This is a genomic window from Mesorhizobium sp. WSM2240 (assembly GCF_040438645.1).
In the GTDB taxonomy this organism is placed as follows: Bacteria; Pseudomonadota; Alphaproteobacteria; order Rhizobiales; family Rhizobiaceae; genus Allomesorhizobium.
The window spans coordinates 2,036,751-2,052,010 of the sequence record NZ_CP159253.1 but is presented as its reverse complement, the minus strand read 5'-3'; the positions used below and the strand labels follow the sequence as shown (position 1 = coordinate 2,052,010).

Annotated in this window: 12 protein-coding genes; 8 read left to right on the top strand and 4 right to left on the bottom strand. The window is 64.2% G+C overall.

Annotated features, from left to right (window positions below):
• Positions 1–178: 178 nt before the first annotated feature.
• Complete coding sequence (locus ABVK50_RS09765; RefSeq protein WP_353641744.1) at positions 179–3,451, top strand: adenylate/guanylate cyclase domain-containing protein; 3,273 nt, start codon at positions 179–181, stop codon at positions 3,449–3,451.
• Between the two features lie 20 nt (positions 3,452–3,471).
• Complete coding sequence (locus tag ABVK50_RS09760; RefSeq protein ID WP_353641745.1) at positions 3,472–4,146, top strand: peroxiredoxin-like family protein; 675 nt, start codon at positions 3,472–3,474, stop codon at positions 4,144–4,146.
• A 28-nt stretch (positions 4,147–4,174) separates the two neighbouring features.
• Here ABVK50_RS09760 and ABVK50_RS09755 read toward each other — a convergent pair whose 3' ends face one another.
• The 4 genes from ABVK50_RS09755 to tpiA form a co-directional block, all read right to left on the bottom strand.
• Positions 4,175–5,803: a CTP synthase gene (locus ABVK50_RS09755; protein ID WP_353641746.1), complete on the bottom strand. Its 1,629-nt coding sequence runs from the start codon at positions 5,801–5,803 to the stop codon at positions 4,175–4,177.
• Between the two features lie 148 nt (positions 5,804–5,951).
• Complete coding sequence (locus ABVK50_RS09750) at positions 5,952–7,028, bottom strand: L,D-transpeptidase (protein WP_353641747.1); 1,077 nt, start codon at positions 7,026–7,028, stop codon at positions 5,952–5,954.
• 211 nt (positions 7,029–7,239) lie between these two features.
• Entirely contained in the window at positions 7,240–7,749 is a 510-nt protein-coding gene (gene secG, locus ABVK50_RS09745; RefSeq protein ID WP_353641748.1) for a preprotein translocase subunit SecG, read from the bottom strand.
• Between the two features lie 176 nt (positions 7,750–7,925).
• Complete coding sequence (tpiA, locus tag ABVK50_RS09740) at positions 7,926–8,693, bottom strand: triose-phosphate isomerase (RefSeq protein ID WP_353641749.1); 768 nt, start codon at positions 8,691–8,693, stop codon at positions 7,926–7,928.
• 400 nt (positions 8,694–9,093) lie between these two features.
• Between tpiA and ABVK50_RS09735 the strand changes: the two genes are divergently transcribed.
• From ABVK50_RS09735 to glp, 6 genes are all read left to right on the top strand, one after another.
• Positions 9,094–9,555 carry a GFA family protein gene (locus tag ABVK50_RS09735; protein ID WP_353647027.1) on the top strand — a complete coding sequence of 154 codons (462 nt, stop codon included), beginning with the start codon at positions 9,094–9,096 and terminating at the stop codon, positions 9,553–9,555.
• A 208-nt stretch (positions 9,556–9,763) separates the two neighbouring features.
• On the top strand, positions 9,764–11,653 hold the full coding sequence (locus tag ABVK50_RS09730) for a SurA N-terminal domain-containing protein (protein WP_353641750.1): 1,890 nt from the start codon (positions 9,764–9,766) through the stop codon (positions 11,651–11,653).
• 8 nt (positions 11,654–11,661) lie between these two features.
• Positions 11,662–12,672: an anthranilate phosphoribosyltransferase gene (gene trpD / locus ABVK50_RS09725; protein ID WP_353641751.1), complete on the top strand. Its 1,011-nt coding sequence runs from the start codon at positions 11,662–11,664 to the stop codon at positions 12,670–12,672.
• Between the two features lie 4 nt (positions 12,673–12,676).
• Positions 12,677–13,489: an indole-3-glycerol phosphate synthase TrpC gene (trpC, locus tag ABVK50_RS09720; RefSeq protein ID WP_353641752.1), complete on the top strand. Its 813-nt coding sequence runs from the start codon at positions 12,677–12,679 to the stop codon at positions 13,487–13,489.
• Between the two features lie 3 nt (positions 13,490–13,492).
• The gene (gene moaC, locus ABVK50_RS09715; protein ID WP_353641753.1) at positions 13,493–13,981 is read left to right on the top strand and encodes a cyclic pyranopterin monophosphate synthase MoaC; all 489 of its coding nucleotides are present in this window, start codon (positions 13,493–13,495) and stop codon (positions 13,979–13,981) included.
• A complete protein-coding gene (gene glp / locus ABVK50_RS09710) occupies positions 13,981–15,186 on the top strand; it encodes a gephyrin-like molybdotransferase Glp (protein ID WP_353641754.1) in 1,206 nt (401 codons plus the stop codon). Before moaC ends, glp begins: the two co-directional genes overlap by 1 nt.
• Positions 15,187–15,260 lie beyond the last annotated feature (74 nt).

Below are 15,260 nucleotides of genomic sequence, written 5' to 3'. Positions count from 1 at the left end.
ACTCTGGTTCGATAAGTCTTTTATTTCACATTGGTTTCTGCGCATCGTGGCGTCCCGCCAGGGGGAGTTTTATCCACGCTGCTTGCCCGTTTACCCTTACAGGTCCATTCTCATTCGCGGATTTGAAGGGCTTCGGACACTGGTCCGGGGTCCATCGATGATCCTGTGAGGTCGATCGATGAACTGCGCGGGTTGCGGTTTCGAGGTCCAGAGCGGCTTTGCCTTCTGCCCGAAATGCGGCATCAGGCAACCAAAAGCCTGCTCTGGCTGCGGCTATCCGTGTCCGCCCGACTTTGCTTTCTGCCCGAAATGCGGCACCCCGACGGACAATACCGGGGCTGCCGGAAGCCTTTCTAGCCGTGCGGCGGCGCCAGCGCCGGCGGGCAAGGTTAAGCAAGCCGCCCTGCCCGCCGCGGATGCCGACCGCCGCACCGTCACGGTTCTGTTCGCCGATCTCAGCGGCTTCACCGCACTCTCCGAGCAGATCGACCCGGAACTCATGCGGGCCCTGCAAAACGATCTGTTCGAGGAGCTTACCGAAGCGGTGCAGAGTTTCGGCGGCTTCGTCGACAAATTCATCGGTGACGCGCTGCTGGCGCTGTTCGGCGCGCCGGTCGCGCATGAGGACGACCCGGAGCGCGCGCTTCGCGCCGCCCTCGACATGGTCGCGCGGGCCTCGCGCATGGGCGAGCGCTGGCAGGCGCGGGCCGGCTCGCCGCCGGTCCTCCACATCGGCGTCAACACCGGGCCGGTGGTCACCGGCGGTTTCGGTGCGGGAACCGCCAAATCCTACTCGGTGACCGGCGATACGGTGAACACCGCCCAACGGCTGCAATCGATGGCGCCACCCGGCGAGGTGCTGGTCGGTCCACTGACCCAGCGTCTCACCCGGCACGCCTTCTCCTTCGAGACGCTCGGCGAGACCACTCTGCGCGGCAAGACCGGAAGCACACCGGTCTACCGCCTGCAGGGTCTGCGCGAAGCCCCGCGTCCGGCGCGTGGGTTGGAGGCGCTGGGCCTCAGCGCCTCACTGATCGGGCGCGACGCCGAACTCGAGCGGATGCTGGCCAGCCTCGATCTCGCATGCAGGGGTTCGGCCCAGCTGGTGCGGCTGGTCGGAGAAGCGGGCATCGGCAAGTCGCGGCTGGTCAACGAATTCATCGCCCGCATCCGCGAAGAAGAGCGCTTTACCGGGGTCGCGATCAGACAGGCGGCCTGCTCGCCGCTCGGAGAGCAGTCCTATGGTACGCTTGCCGCCGTCGTTCGGAGCGCCGCCGGCATGCCGCAAGGCGGCCCCGTAGCTGAAACCAGGGCAAGGCTTTCCGACCTGCTGGGCGAACTCGGCCTGGACGATGAGGAGGCGACCCGTCTGACGCCGCTTCTGTTCCATGTCATCGGCCTCGGCGATCCGGACGGCGCCCTACGGCATGTCGAACCTGAACAACTCCGCAGGCAGATCTTCTTTGCCATCCGCACCATTTTCGAAAGGCGGCTGGCTCTCGGGCCGCTGCTGATAGTGGTGGAGGATTTGCACTGGGCCGATGCGGTGTCGCTGGAGGCGCTGCAATTCCTGATGGACCGGCTGGAGCGGCGGCGGCTGATGCTGGTGTTCACCCATCGCCCGACATTCGAGGTGGAACAACTCGATTCAAGCCGGATCAGCCATACGACGCTCCGCCTCGCTCCGCTCGACGATAATGATGGGCGCAAGCTGCTCGCCTCACTTTTCGGCCAAGGCTGGAACAAGACGTTAAACACTCTCGGCAGCCGGATTCTCGAACGTGCCGGCGGAAACCCGCTATTCGTCGAGGAGATCGTGCGCGGCTTCATCGAGAGCGGGGTTCTAGTGCGCGATGGGCCTCATTGGCGGGCTGCAGCGAGTGAAACTGCGGCTGAAATTCCGGCGAGCATTCAGGCGATGCTGCTCGCTCGGATGGACAGGCTGCAGCCCGAAGTGCGCAGGCTGGCCCAAGAAGCAGCGGTCCTCGGCCCGCGTTTCGACGCAACGCTGCTTGCCGCTGTTTCGGCCGACCCGAAGAAAATCGAGACAGGGCTCGATCTGCTCTGCGATGCCGAAATCATCGAGGAGGTGGCCGACATTAGCTCGATCGCGTCGCAATCCTATCGTTTCACCCAGGCCTTGCTCCAGGACGTGATCTACCAAAACCTTCTTCTGCGGCGGCGCACCGAAATGCACGGGCAGGTCGGGACGGCATTGGAACAATCATGCGGCCAAGAGCCAGAGCACCTCGAAGACCTGCTGCAGCTCGGCCATCATTTCAGCCTGAGCGCGAACAGGCCAAAAGGTGCGCGCTATTTACGCGCGGCCGGCGACCGGGCGCGCACGATTTACGCAAATGACGACGCTATCCGCCATTACCAGCAAGCGCTGACGGCAATTGTCAATGATCCGGAATCCATGGAGCTCAGGCTTTCCCTATGCGAGCGCATCGCCGACCTTTGCGGCTCGACGGGCCGGCGCGGTGCGGCCTATGAACACTACCGGACGGTGCTCGAGGCTTGCCGGGCCACGGGCGATCGCGCCGGGGCGGCGCGGATACTGCGAAAACTCGGCCGACTGCTTTGGGAAGCCGGCAAGCGAAGCCAGGCGGAGGCGCACTATGCCGAAGCGGCTCTGTCGCTTGAAGGAACGGATGCGCGAATCGAGCAGGCGCTTCTGCTCCAGGAGCGTGGCCGCCTGGCGTTTCGTATCGGCGAGCACGCCGCCGCCGTCAAATGGGCGGATGACGCGCTCGGCCACGCCGAAGCGCTGCCGCTGGATGCCGACGAGGAGACCAAGCTAGAGGCGGCGCACGCAACGGCAGAGGCGCTCAACACAAAAGGGGTCGCGCTGGCGCGTCTCGGACGGAGCCGCGAAGCCCTGCGGGAGGTCGAGCGGAGCGTCGCGGTCGCCGAAGCCGCCGGTCTGCTCAGCGCGGCCTGCCGGGGCTACACGAATCTTGGCGTGCTCTACACTGTGATCGATCCGGCGCAGGCCATGGAGGTGTGCCGGAGAGGCCTCGACGTGGCGCGCCGTATCGGCGATTTCGGTTTCCAGGCGCGCCTTCTCGCCAATCTCGCTGTCGCCAGTTGCACCTTCACCGACCGCTGTGGCAGCGAGGGCGTTCCCGCCGCTAAAAAGGCGATCGAACTCGACCGCGCACTCGACCAGCGCGAGCACCTGCCTGTCCCGCTGATCGTTCTCGGGCAGATCCATCAATGCCATGCCGAGCCCGATCTCGCTGCACGCTGTTACAATGAGGCGCTGGAGGTGGCACGGGAAACAGGCGAGCCGCAGATGCTTTTTCCGTGCTATGATGGCCTTGCCACGCTGAGCCTCGACATAGGCGAAATGGCCGAGGCCGAGCGGTATTTTTCCCTGGCGCAGGATGTATGCGCCCAGCACGGGCTCGATCCCGAAGGGTTGGTCGTGCTGCCGTTTCTCGATTAGCCGGGTAGAGGAAACTGGATATGTCCGAGCGTCATTCCGAAGGCCCGTTGCAGCCGGGCGACCGCGCGCCAAATATCGTGCTCGAGGCGATTACCCGTGACGGGAAGATCGCCATCGACGATTACCGTGGGCAAAAGCCGCTCTTGATCGGCCTGTTCCGCGGTCTGCATTGCCCATTCTGCCGGCGCCACATCGCAGCACAGGCGCAAATCGATAGGGCTTTGCGCGAAAGAGGGGTTGAATCGCTGGCTGTCGTCAACACGCCGATCGAGCGCGCGCGCCTTTATTTCCGCTATCGGCCGATGCCCGATCTGCTCGCGGCGTCCGATCCCGAGCGGACCTCGCACCGCGCCTTCGGTCTGCCGAACCTCGAATTCACCGAGAACCAAACCGAATGGCCGTACAAGATGAGCGTTGGCACCGCCATGTCGATGAAGATGGACCTGCCGGAACTGCCGGAGCCGATGGATCCGATAACCGCGTCCGAGGTCCTCAACGAGAAGGACGGCTATGAAATCACCGAGGACGACGAGCAGATGATCGCTACGGGACAAGGCCAGTTGTTCGGCCAATTCCTGCTCGACCGCGACGGTGTCGTGCGCTGGAGCTTCACAGAGGTTCCTGAAGGTGGCCGCCGGATGTTCGGAGCGCCGAGCCGCGAGGAATTGATGTCGGCCGCCGAGCAAGTCGTCTGACCTAACAGGAACCGCGCCAGGCGGGGCCTCAAACGAGCCTGGATTGCTCCACAGCCGCATTGATGAAGCTGGCGAAGAGCGGGTGAGGCTCCATCGGACGGCTCTTCAGCTCGGGATGGTACTGGACGCCGATGAACCAGGGGTGGTCGGGATACTCGACGGTTTCCGGCAGCACTCCGTCAGGCGACATGCCCGCGAAGACGAGTCCGCATTCCTCCAGCCGCTCCTTGTAGTCGACATTGACTTCGTAGCGGTGGCGATGGCGTTCGGAAATAACCGTGTCGCCGTAGATTTCGGCGATCTTGGTATCCTTGCCGAGGTGCGCCTCATAGGCGCCGAGCCGCATGGTGCCGCCGAGATCGCCGGTTTCGCGGCGCTTTTCCAGCATGTTGCCCTTCAACCATTCCGTCATCAGGCCGACAACCGGTTCTTCCGTCGGGCCAAACTCGGTGGAGGAGGCATTTCCGACACCAGCCAGCGAGCGCGCCGCCTCTATGCAGGCCATCTGCATGCCGAAGCAGATGCCAAAATACGGCACCTTGCGCTCGCGGGCGAATTTGGCCGCGAGTATCTTGCCTTCCGAGCCGCGTTCGCCAAAACCGCCGGGGACCAATATGCCGTGGACCTTTTCGAGCCAGGGCGACGGGTCTTCCTTCTCGAAAATCTCGCTTTCTATCCAGTCGAGCTTCACACGCACCTTGTTAGCCATTCCGCCATGGGCGAGCGCCTCGATCAGCGATTTGTAGGCGTCTTTGAGGCCGGTGTACTTGCCAACGACAGCAATCGTGACCTCGCCTTCCGGATTGTGGATGCGGCTCGAAACCTCCTGCCAGCGCTCCATGCGCGGCTTGGGCGCCGGATCAATGCCGAAGGCGGCAAGAACTTCCGAGTCGAGCCCTTCCTTGTGATAGGCCATCGGCACGTCGTAGATGTGGCCGACGTCGAGCGCCTGGATGACGGCGCTCTCGCGGACGTTGCAGAACAGCGAAAGCTTTCTGCGCTCTTCCCTGGGAATGGCGCGGTCGGCGCGCACCAAAAGAATGTCGGGCGCGATGCCGATCGAGCGCAACTCTTTGACCGAATGCTGCGTCGGCTTGGTCTTCAACTCGCCGGCGGTCGGGATATACGGCATCAGCGTCAAGTGGACGTAGACTGCATTGTTGCGCGGGAGATCATTGCCGAGCTGGCGGATCGCCTCCAGGAACGGCATCGCCTCGATATCGCCGACTGTGCCGCCGATCTCGCAAAGCACGAAGTCGTAGTCCTCGTTGCCGTCCAGGATGAAGTTCTTGATCTCGTCGGTGACGTGCGGAATGACCTGCACCGTCGCGCCGAGATAGTCGCCGCGCCGCTCGCGTTCGATGATGTTCTTGTAGATGCGGCCGGTGGTAATGTTGTCGCTCTGATTGGCCGAGCGGTTGGTGAAGCGCTCGTAATGGCCGAGATCGAGGTCTGTCTCGGCCCCGTCGTCGGTCACGAACACCTCGCCATGCTGGTATGGCGACATGGTTCCGGGGTCGACATTCAGATAGGGATCAAGCTTTCGGATCCGCACGCGATAGCCGCGCGCCTGCAGCAGCGCGCCTAGAGCCGCTGCCGCAATGCCTTTGCCAAGGGAGGAAACCACGCCGCCGGTGATGAATACATATCGCGCCATGGGAGTTATCGCTTAACGCTCCGGGATTGATTCCGCCAGAGGAAAATCCTTCGGAAACGGTTTTTCCTGCTGGCGCTGTATGGGATTTGCCCGCGCAAACAAAAAGGCCGGCGGTGTCGCCGGCCCTTCGCTGCCGCGGAAGCGGTATTCACATGACGACGACCTGGGTGCCCACTTTCACGCGGCCGTAAAGGTCCATGACGTGCTCGTTGACCATCCGGAAGCAGCCGTTCGACGAATTGGTGCCGATCGTCTGCGGCTGGTTGGTGCCGTGGATGCGGATGTGCGTGTCCTTCTTGCCCTGGTAGAGGTAGATGGCGCGCGCGCCGAGCGGGTTTTCGGGCCCTCCGGGCATACCGTCCTTGTATTGGCCGTACTTCCTGGGTTCGCGCTTCTGCATGTCGAGCGTCGGGATCCAGCGCGGCCATTCCTGCTTGTCGCCGACCTTGGCTGTGCCCTTGAACTCAAGGCCCTCGCGGCCGACCGCGATGGCGTAGCGGCGGGCGCTGGAGGATGATTCGACAAGGTAAAGGTAGCGAGTGGAAGTATCGATGACGATGGTGCCGGGGCTATAGCCGGAGAAGGCGACGGACTGAGGCTCGAAGTCCGACTTCACCCTGAACTTCCTGTTGGCCTGCTTCTGTTCGAGGACGGCGTCGAGCGCACGGGTCTGCGGAAGCATGCGGCTCTGCTGCGGCGCTCCGCCAAACAGCGCCTGGAAGAAGCCGGGCCGCGGCTGCTCCACTGCCTCACTGCGCAACTCGCCATTGTTGCCGGTGTACACAACTTCCAGCGAAGTCAGCCTGGCAAGTTCGGCCTGCCTGGCGTTTTCGGCGGCCTGCGCCTTCGCCAGCTTGCGCTGCGCAGCGGCATCGGTCTTGGCGCGGGCGGCTAGCTGCTTTGCCTCGAGCGCTTTTTGCTTGGCGAGTTTATTTTCCGCTACGGCTTTGGCTTTCGCCGCAGCCTTGGCCTCTTCCTCGGCCTTGGCGACGGCGGCAATCTTGGCCTCTTCCTTGGCCTTGGCTTTCGCCAGCGCCTTCTGCTTGGCTTTTTCCTTGGCAGTCAGCTTTTTATTGGAAGCCTTTTCCGCCGCCTTGGCCTCCGCTTCGGCGGCCTTCGCTTTGGAGGAGAACAGGTATGTCTTGGCCGGCGCCTCGGCGAAAGCCGGTGCGGACATGCCGATAGCGGCGCAGAGGCCCAGGAAAATTAGGCTGCGAATATGCATGGATGCGATCCCGAAAGTGTCGACGCGGTTTTGTGCCGGCGCAAGAAAATGCGCTTGCAAGTGCCAACACTGCCGCCACGCGCTTTATAACCGATTAAAGACCGGCGGCTCAATGGCTTGAGCCGTTCCGAACCGCCGAAACGGCGTTAGCCGCACGGCATTTGCCGCGACTGTGCCTAATCGATCACAGTGGCAGTGTACGACGGCGCGATTACTGGTTGGGGACCTGCGGGGTGGCAGGCGCAGCCGGAGCAGCGGGCGTGGCCGGCGGGGTTGCGGCGGCACCGTTTCCAGTCGGCTCCGCGGGTGTAGTTGCAGGCGAGGTCGCGGCGTCGTCGCCGGTCGGCACCGCAGGCGCAGCGGCAGGCGGGGTCACGGCAGCGTCATCGCCGGTCGGCACTGCTGTGGGCGCGGCGTCGGAGCCGCCGAGCTGGTCGAGCACGCCCGCGCCGCCGCCCTGGCCGGCGGCCGGCACGCGGTCGAGAATGTCGATCGGCCGCTCGCCATAGCGCGCGATGACCGAAAGCGTGAGCGACGTGGCAAAGAAGGCGATCGCCAGGATCGCGGTGGCGCGGGTCAGCGCGTTGGCCGCGCCGCGCGCGGTCATGAAGCCGGAGCCGCCGCCAATGCCGAGACCGCCGCCTTCGGAGCGCTGCAGAAGCACGACGCCGACGAGGGCAAGCACGATCATCAGATGAACGACGATGACTACAGTTTCCATGAATTCACCTGGCAGGATTGATTGGCGGCGCTGTGGCCCGCGATTTGAGGCGGCTCAATACAATGCTTTCGTGGCATTTCCAAGCCCGCCCGGAATATGGGGAACGGCAGCGCCTTTGCAATGCGCTGCGTCCGCGCCATCTGGGAAAGCCTAGCCTTCGCAAGGCCCTTCCGAGGCTACATCGAAAGATAGGCTTCCGCGATTCCGAGGAAATCCGCGGCCTTGAGACTGGCGCCGCCCACCAGCGCACCGTCGACATTATCGACGCCGAGAAGCTCGACCGCGTTGGAGGGCTTGACCGAGCCGCCGTAGAGAATACGCATCTTTCCGGCCGCCTCGGGTCCGATCCTTGCGGCCAGCTCAGTTCGGATATGGGCGTGAGCCTTGGCGACATCGAGCGCCGTGGGCGTCAGCCCTGTGCCAATGGCCCAGACCGGCTCATAGGCGACAATGGCGTTGGAGGGCGTGGCGGAGGCCGGGACCGAACCGGCGACCTGGCGCGACAGCACCGTCAGCGTCTCGCCATCGTCGCGCTGGTCGCGCGTCTCGCCGATGCAGATGATGGCAACCAGGCCGGCGCGCCACGCCGCTTCGGCCTTGGCATGCACCATTGCATCGGTCTCGCCGTGGTCGGCGCGGCGCTCCGAATGGCCGACGATGACGTGGGTGGCGCCGGCGTCCTTCAGCATTTCACCGGAAATATCGCCGGTATGCGCACCATTCGGCTCGGCGTGGCAGTCCTGGCCGCCGGGGCGCACAGGCGTGCTGGAAAGGACTTCGGCGGCTCGGGCCAGAAGCGTGGCGGGAACGCAGACCAGCGCTTCCGTCTCGGAATCGAGGCCGCCGAGGAAACCGTGGCCGATCGCCCGCAATTCGTTCAGCGAGGCGCTGGTGCCGTTCATTTTCCAGTTGCCGGCGACAAGCGGGCGGACTCCAGGCGTCATGGCGATCGTTTCCTCCAGATAAGCAGCACCGGCTGGCGCCCTCACTATCAAAATCAGCTCACAAAGCAATCGGCGCGGAAGGGCAATGCAATTCGGCAGCAGCAGCCGGCAAGGCCGCCTTCGACCCAAAGCGGACGTCGTCCAAGTCTCGTCCTCCGCCAACATGCGATATCCGGTGTCAAACCCGCCATTGGCGGGCTCATGCTTCCTTGAGGATGTGACCGGCCAACTGGATCACCAGCGAAAAACATACCGACCCGAGAGTTGGTCTATTTCTATCGTTGATCGCGGCGAAAAGGCTCGTTCTGAAGCCCGTGTCGCCCGATATGCTCGACAAGGGCGCGTCGATTGGCGATTGTGAGATGGCTTGTGACGGACATGACGTCGGACAGGGGGAGCGATGGCAAATTTCAGGGGACGTTGCATGTGCGGGGCGGTTACCTGGACCTGCTCCGGACAGATCATTCGCAACCTGGTTTGCCACTGTACCGATTGTCAGCGTGCCACCTCCGCCCCTTTCACTGCATTCCTGGGTGTGAGCCCCGAGCAACTGACCTGGTCGGGTGAAGTCGTGCATTATGAGAGTAGTCCCGGAACATTCAGAGGGTTTTGTCCATCATGCGGTACGAGACTTTATTTCCGATCCGACAGGTGGCCCCTCGAGGTTCATGTGCACGCCGCCACAATGACCAGTCCGGACGAATATCAGCCTAGCGCTCAGGTGATGACTCGCTCGCGGGTCAAATGGCTGGACCAGATCGGGTTGATTCCAACCCACGAGGGTTTTCAGCAAAGCCCGGCAAATCACAGGTCCGCCGAGACACTTGGCAAGGGCCACACTGCGATCGCCGATTTGAAGTAGGTCTGCTAGTGACGCATGAGAGCCGTGCGAAGCAACGGTGGCAGTAACCGTTTTCCACCCTTCCGGTTCTTTCCATGATGGAGGATCGGGCCGGCGATAAGCCGCCATAGACACGCGCCCACATCCTCATTGAGTTTTGACGGCGGGAAGGTTATTGCCGTTCGACCGGGCGCAACACTCAAGGAATGCGCCAAAATCGGAAGTGAATATGCTCAATAGCCTGCGAAATGCCGCCGGAACATGGGTCGCCAAGCTGCTGCTCGTCATTCTCGTCATCAGCTTTGCGGTCTGGGGGATTTCGGGATCGATGCTCGGCGTGATCGGCGGTAACGCCGTTGTCACGGCTGGTGGCACGACCGTGCCGGCCGTCGAATACCGCCTCGCCTATGACCGCCAGATCAATGTGCTGTCCCAGCAGTTCGGGCAGCGGCTGACCCGCGAACAGGCGACTGCGCTCGGCATCGACAATCAGGTTCTCGGCCAACTCGTCGCCGGGGCAGTGCTGGATGAGCAGGCGCGCACGCTGGGCCTCGGCTTGTCCAAGGACCGCCTCGCCTCCCTGACCGCTGAAGATCCTGCCTTCCGCGGCCCCGACGGCAAGTTCAGCCGGCAGCAGTTCGATTATGTGCTGCGCGAGATCGGCATGCGGCCGGAAGACTATTTCAACAACCGCGCCCAGGTGGCGGTGCGCCAGCAGATCGTCGAGGCGGTCTCGGACGGGCTGGAAGCCCCCGACACGTTCCTCAGAGCAGTCGCGCTCTATCGGGGCGAAGACCGCACGGCGGAATACGTCGTGCTGCCGAAGGCGCTGGTGGAGCCGGTCGAGCCGCCGTCGGATGAGGTGCTGACGGCCTGGTTCGAGGAGAACAAGGCCGACTACGCCGCGCCGGAATACCGCAAGATTTCATATGTGAAGCTCGAGCCCGAGGACATCGCCGACGAGAGCGCGATTACCGACGAGCAGGTCGCGGCCGACTACGAGCAGAACAAAGCCCGCTACACGACGCCGGAAACCCGTGCGATCGAACAGCTCGTCTTCAAGACGCCGGAAGCCGCGCAGACAGCGCTCGATTCGCTGAAGGGCGGCGCGACTTTCGAGAAGATTGTAGCGGCCGAGGGCAAGACGCAGGCCGATACGCTGCTTGGCACCCTCAGCAAGGACAAGGTCGCCGACAAGACGGTGGCGGAGGCGGCATTCAAGCTTGCCGAGAACGAAGTCAGCCCGATCGTCCAGGGCGCGTTCGGTCCGGTGCTGCTGCGCGTGACCGAAATCAAGCCGGAAACGGTGCGTCCGCTGGCGGAAGTCGCCCCTGAAATTCGTAAGGATCTGGCGCTCTCCGAGGCCAACCGCGTGCTGCTCGACGTCCATGACGCCTATGAGGATTCGCGCGCGGCGGGCGAATCGCTGCGGGAGGCTGCGGCGAAACTGAAGCTCGATGTGGTGACGGTTGAGGCAATCGATCGCGCTGAGCGACTGCCCAACGGCAGCGTCCACGGCGACCTGCCGCAGTCGCGCGATCTGCTGCAGGCCGCCTTCGAGACCGAGGCGAATGTCGAAAACCCGCCGGTGAACATAGGCTCGAATGGTTTTGTCTTCTTCGAAGTGGAGGGCATCACGCCGGCGCGCGATCGCACACTGGACGAGGTGCGTGAAAAGGTCGTCGCCGACTGGATCGCCGAGGAGACCACGAAAAGGCTGGCGGCAAAGGCTGCCGAGCTTGAAAAGCGACTGAAGGACGGAACCGAGCTCGACGCGCTGGCAACCGAACTCTCGCTTGAAAAGGAGACCAAGCGCGGCCTGAAGCGCGAAGCCGACGACGCCGATTTCGGCAAGGAAGGCGTCGCAGCCGTTTTCGCCGTCGCGGAAGGCGGCAGCGGCGTGATCCAGGCGCCGACGAGCGACGCGCAGATATTGTTCAAGGTGACGGAAGTGTTCGAGCCGGCTGGCGCCAGCCCTGAATCCGTGCCCGAGGACGCGCAGGCTTCGTTCTCGTCCGGCCTTGCCAACGATCTGCTCGACCAGTTGGTGGCGCGCCTGCAGACGCAATACGAGGTGGAGGTCAATCGCGCCGCGATCGACCAGGCGCTGGCCTTCTAACACACGCCATGACCACGCTGAAACCGCACATCGCCAAGGCCGCCACCGGCAGCGCCCTCACCTTCGAGGAGGCGAAGGAAGCGTTCGACATCATCATGTCGGGCGAAGCGACGCCCGGCCAGATCGGCGCTTTCCTGATGGCGCTGCGGGTGCGCGGCGAAAGCGTCGCCGAGATTTCGGGCGCGGTCGCGACGATGCGCGAGAAGATGCTGCGGGTCGAGGCGCCGGCGGAGGCTATCGACATCGTGGGCACCGGCGGCGACGGCTCGCACAGCGTCAACATATCGACCGCGTCGGCCTTCGTAATCGCCGGATGCGGCGTGCCGGTGGCCAAGCACGGCAATCGCGGTCTTTCCTCGCAGACCGGCGCGGCCGACGTTCTGACCGCCCTTGGCATCAAAATCGACCTGACCGCCGAGGCGATCGGCGACTGCATTCGCCAAGCCGGAGTCGGCTTCATGTTCGCGCCGGCGCATCATCCGGCGATGCGCCATGTCGGGCCGATCCGGGCCGAACTCGGCACCCGTACCATCTTCAACCTGCTGGGGCCGTTGTCGAACCCGGCCGGCGTCAAGCGCCAGATGGTCGGCGTGTTTTCGCCTGAATGGGTCGGGCCGGTGGCCGAGACGTTGAAGACACTCGGCGCGGAGCGGGCCTGGGTGGCACATGGCGACGGCTTCGACGAAATCACCGCGACCGGCGAGACCCGTGTCAGCGAGCTAAACGACGGCGCGGTGCGCGATTTCGTGCTCACGCCCGAAGAACTTGGCCTGAAGCGTCACGTCCGCGAGGATCTGCGCGGCGGCGACGCGGCTTTCAACGCCAAGGCGTTGCGCGATATGCTGCATGGCCAGCCGGGCGCCTACCGCGACACCGTGCTGATGAATGCCGGCGCGGGATTGGTAGTCGCCGGCAAAGCGGAAACGCTGGCCGACGGCGTCAGGCAGGCAGCGGCCGCGATCGACAATGGCCGCGCCGCGGGCGTGCTCGACGCGCTCGTCAAAGTATCGAACGGATAGCGCCGTGGCCGACATTTTGCGAAAGATCGAGGCCTATAAGCGCGACGAGATTGCCGCCGCCAAAACGCGCATGCCGCTTTCGGAGCTTAAGAATGCAGCACGCGACGCGGACGCGACGCGCTGCTTTCTGGCGGCGCTCGAGGCGAAGCGCAAAGCCGGGCAATTCGCGCTGATCGCCGAAATCAAGAAGGCCAGCCCTTCAAAAGGGCTGATCCGAGCCGACTTCGATCCCCCGGCGCTCGCCAGCGCCTATGAACAGGGCGGCGCGGCGTGCCTTTCCGTGCTGACCGACCGGCCCTCCTTCCAGGGTGCACCGGAATTCCTGACGGCGGCGCGAAAGGCGACAAAGCTGCCGGCGCTGCGCAAGGATTTCTTGTTCGATCCCTATCAGGTTTACGAGGCGCGAGTCTGGGGGGCGGACGCTATCCTGATCATCATGGCGAGCGTCGGGGACAGCGAGGCCCGTGCGCTCGAGGAGACAGCATTCGAGCTCGGCATGGACGTGCTCGTTGAGGTGCATGACGAGGCCGAGACTGAGCGCGCGCTGAACCTGTCGTCGCGGCTGATCGGCGTCAACAACCGCGATTTGCGGACATTCGACGTCAGCCTCGAAACCTCAGAGCGGCTGGCCAAGCTCATGCCGGCCGACCGGCACCTGGTCGGCGAGAGCGGCATCTTCTCGCATGAGGACTGCCGGCGGCTGGCGCGAAGCAACATCGGCACATTTCTGGTCGGAGAGAGCCTGATGCGGCAGGCGGATGTGGCGGCCGCTACGCGCGCGCTCCTGACCGGCGAAACCATCGCCGCCGAGGGGTAGTCCATGGCCGGTGGCAAGAAGCTCACCCATCTCGGTGCCCAGGGCGAGGCGCATATGGTCGATGTCGGGGCAAAGGCCGAGACCGAGCGGACGGCAATCGCCGAGGGCATCGTCACCATGTTGCCCGAGACGCTGCGCATGATCATGGCCGGCAACGCCAGGAAGGGCGACGTGCTCGGCACGGCGCGCATCGCCGGCATCATGGCCGCCAAGAGGACGCATGAGCTGATCCCGCTCTGCCATCCGCTGCTGCTCACCAAAGTGTCCGTCGACATCCAGCCGGAGCCGGCCCTGCCCGGCCTGCGGGTCATCGCGCTCGCCCGCGTCACCGGCAAGACAGGCGTGGAAATGGAGGCGCTGACTGCGGCGTCGGTCGCTTGCCTGACCATCTACGACATGGCCAAGGCGCTCGACCGCGGCATGGAGATTTCCGGGATAAGGCTGGTCGAAAAGACCGGCGGCAAATCCGGCGACTACCGGACGGGTGGGTAATGGCGCTGCTGCCGGTCGCGGACGCCTTGCGGCTGCTGCTGGACGGCGCGAGGCCTCGCGAAACGGAGACAGTGCCGCTGGCCGATGCTGCGGGCCGAGTGCTGGCAGAGCCGCTGAAGGCGTTGCGGACTCAGCCTCCCTTCGACGCCTCGGCCATGGACGGCTACGCCGTGCGCGCCGCGGATGTTGCAAATGTGCCGGTGCAGCTCGAAATCATCGGCGCCGCTCCCGCCGGGCGGCGTTTTCCCGGCAAGGTCGGTCCCGGACAGGCGGTGCGCATCTTTACCGGTGCGCCGATGCCGAAGGGCGCCGACACGATCGTCATTCAGGAGAATACGAGCAGCGTTGGCGAAAATGGCGTCGAAGTGACGGAAGCGGTAGCCGCCGGCCACCACATCAGGAGCAAGGGGCTGGATTTCGCCGAGGGCGACCTGCTGCTTGAACGCGGACGCGTGCTCGATGCGGCTGCGCTGTCGCTCGCCGCATCCGCCAATCATGCGACGCTTCGCGTAGTCAAGCGGCCGCTGGTGGCGATCATCGCGACGGGCGACGAATTGGCGCCGCCAGGCAGCGAGCCCGGACCGGACCAGATCATCGCCTCCAACGCCCTCGGCGTCGGGGCGATCGTGCAATCGGCCGGCGCCCGCGTAATCGATCTCGGCATAGCACAGGACAGCAAGGAGTCGATTTCGGCGCTGGTCCGGCGGGCGATGGATGCGCAGGCCGACGTGATCGTCACGCTTGGCGGGGCGTCCGTCGGCGACCATGACCTCATCCACGACGTACTGACCAGCGAAGGCGTCGTGCTCGATTTCTGGAAGATCGCCATGCGGCCCGGCAAGCCTCTGATGTTCGGGCGGCTCGGCGCCACGCGCTGCCTCGGCCTGCCCGGCAATCCGGTGGCGGGCCTGGTCTGCTCGCATCTGTTCCTGAAGCCGCTCTTGGCGCAACTCGGGGGCGTGCCTCACCAACCCGACCTGCGCCGGGCGAGGCTCGCCACCGCCCTGCCCGCCAACGACACGCGCCAGGACTATATTCGCGCCGTGGTGAAAGCCACTCCGGACGGGCTTATCGCGGCGCCGTTCGGCATCCAGGATTCTTCGATGCTGAAGATATTCGCGGACGCCAACGCGCTGATCGTGCGCGAGCCGTTCGCAGCCGCCGCAGATGTCGGCGCGTCGTGCGACGTTCTGATGTTACGCTGAACAAATCGTCAACGCGTTCATTAAAATTTAAAAGGTTGCAGAACACAACTGGAACAGATAGTGTTTGTTCTGGA

Bases quoted from the DNA above. Each gene is read 5' to 3' on its own strand.
- trpD (WP_353641751.1), top strand. From the start codon at position 11,662: ATGACCACGCTGAAACCGCACATCGCCAAGGCCGCCACCGGCAGCGCC.
- glp (WP_353641754.1), top strand. From the start codon at position 13,981: ATGGCGCTGCTGCCGGTCGCGGACGCCTTGCGGCTGCTGCTGGACGGC.
- ABVK50_RS09735 (WP_353647027.1), top strand. From the start codon at position 9,094: ATGGCAAATTTCAGGGGACGTTGCATGTGCGGGGCGGTTACCTGGACC.
- moaC (WP_353641753.1), top strand. From the start codon at position 13,493: ATGGCCGGTGGCAAGAAGCTCACCCATCTCGGTGCCCAGGGCGAGGCG.
- secG (WP_353641748.1), bottom strand. From the start codon at position 7,749: ATGGAAACTGTAGTCATCGTCGTTCATCTGATGATCGTGCTTGCCCTC.
- tpiA (WP_353641749.1), bottom strand. From the start codon at position 8,693: ATGACGCCTGGAGTCCGCCCGCTTGTCGCCGGCAACTGGAAAATGAAC.
- ABVK50_RS09760 (WP_353641745.1), top strand. From the start codon at position 3,472: ATGTCCGAGCGTCATTCCGAAGGCCCGTTGCAGCCGGGCGACCGCGCG.
- ABVK50_RS09755 (WP_353641746.1), bottom strand. From the start codon at position 5,803: ATGGCGCGATATGTATTCATCACCGGCGGCGTGGTTTCCTCCCTTGGC.
- ABVK50_RS09750 (WP_353641747.1), bottom strand. From the start codon at position 7,028: ATGCATATTCGCAGCCTAATTTTCCTGGGCCTCTGCGCCGCTATCGGC.
- ABVK50_RS09765 (WP_353641744.1), top strand. From the start codon at position 179: ATGAACTGCGCGGGTTGCGGTTTCGAGGTCCAGAGCGGCTTTGCCTTC.
- ABVK50_RS09730 (WP_353641750.1), top strand. From the start codon at position 9,764: ATGCTCAATAGCCTGCGAAATGCCGCCGGAACATGGGTCGCCAAGCTG.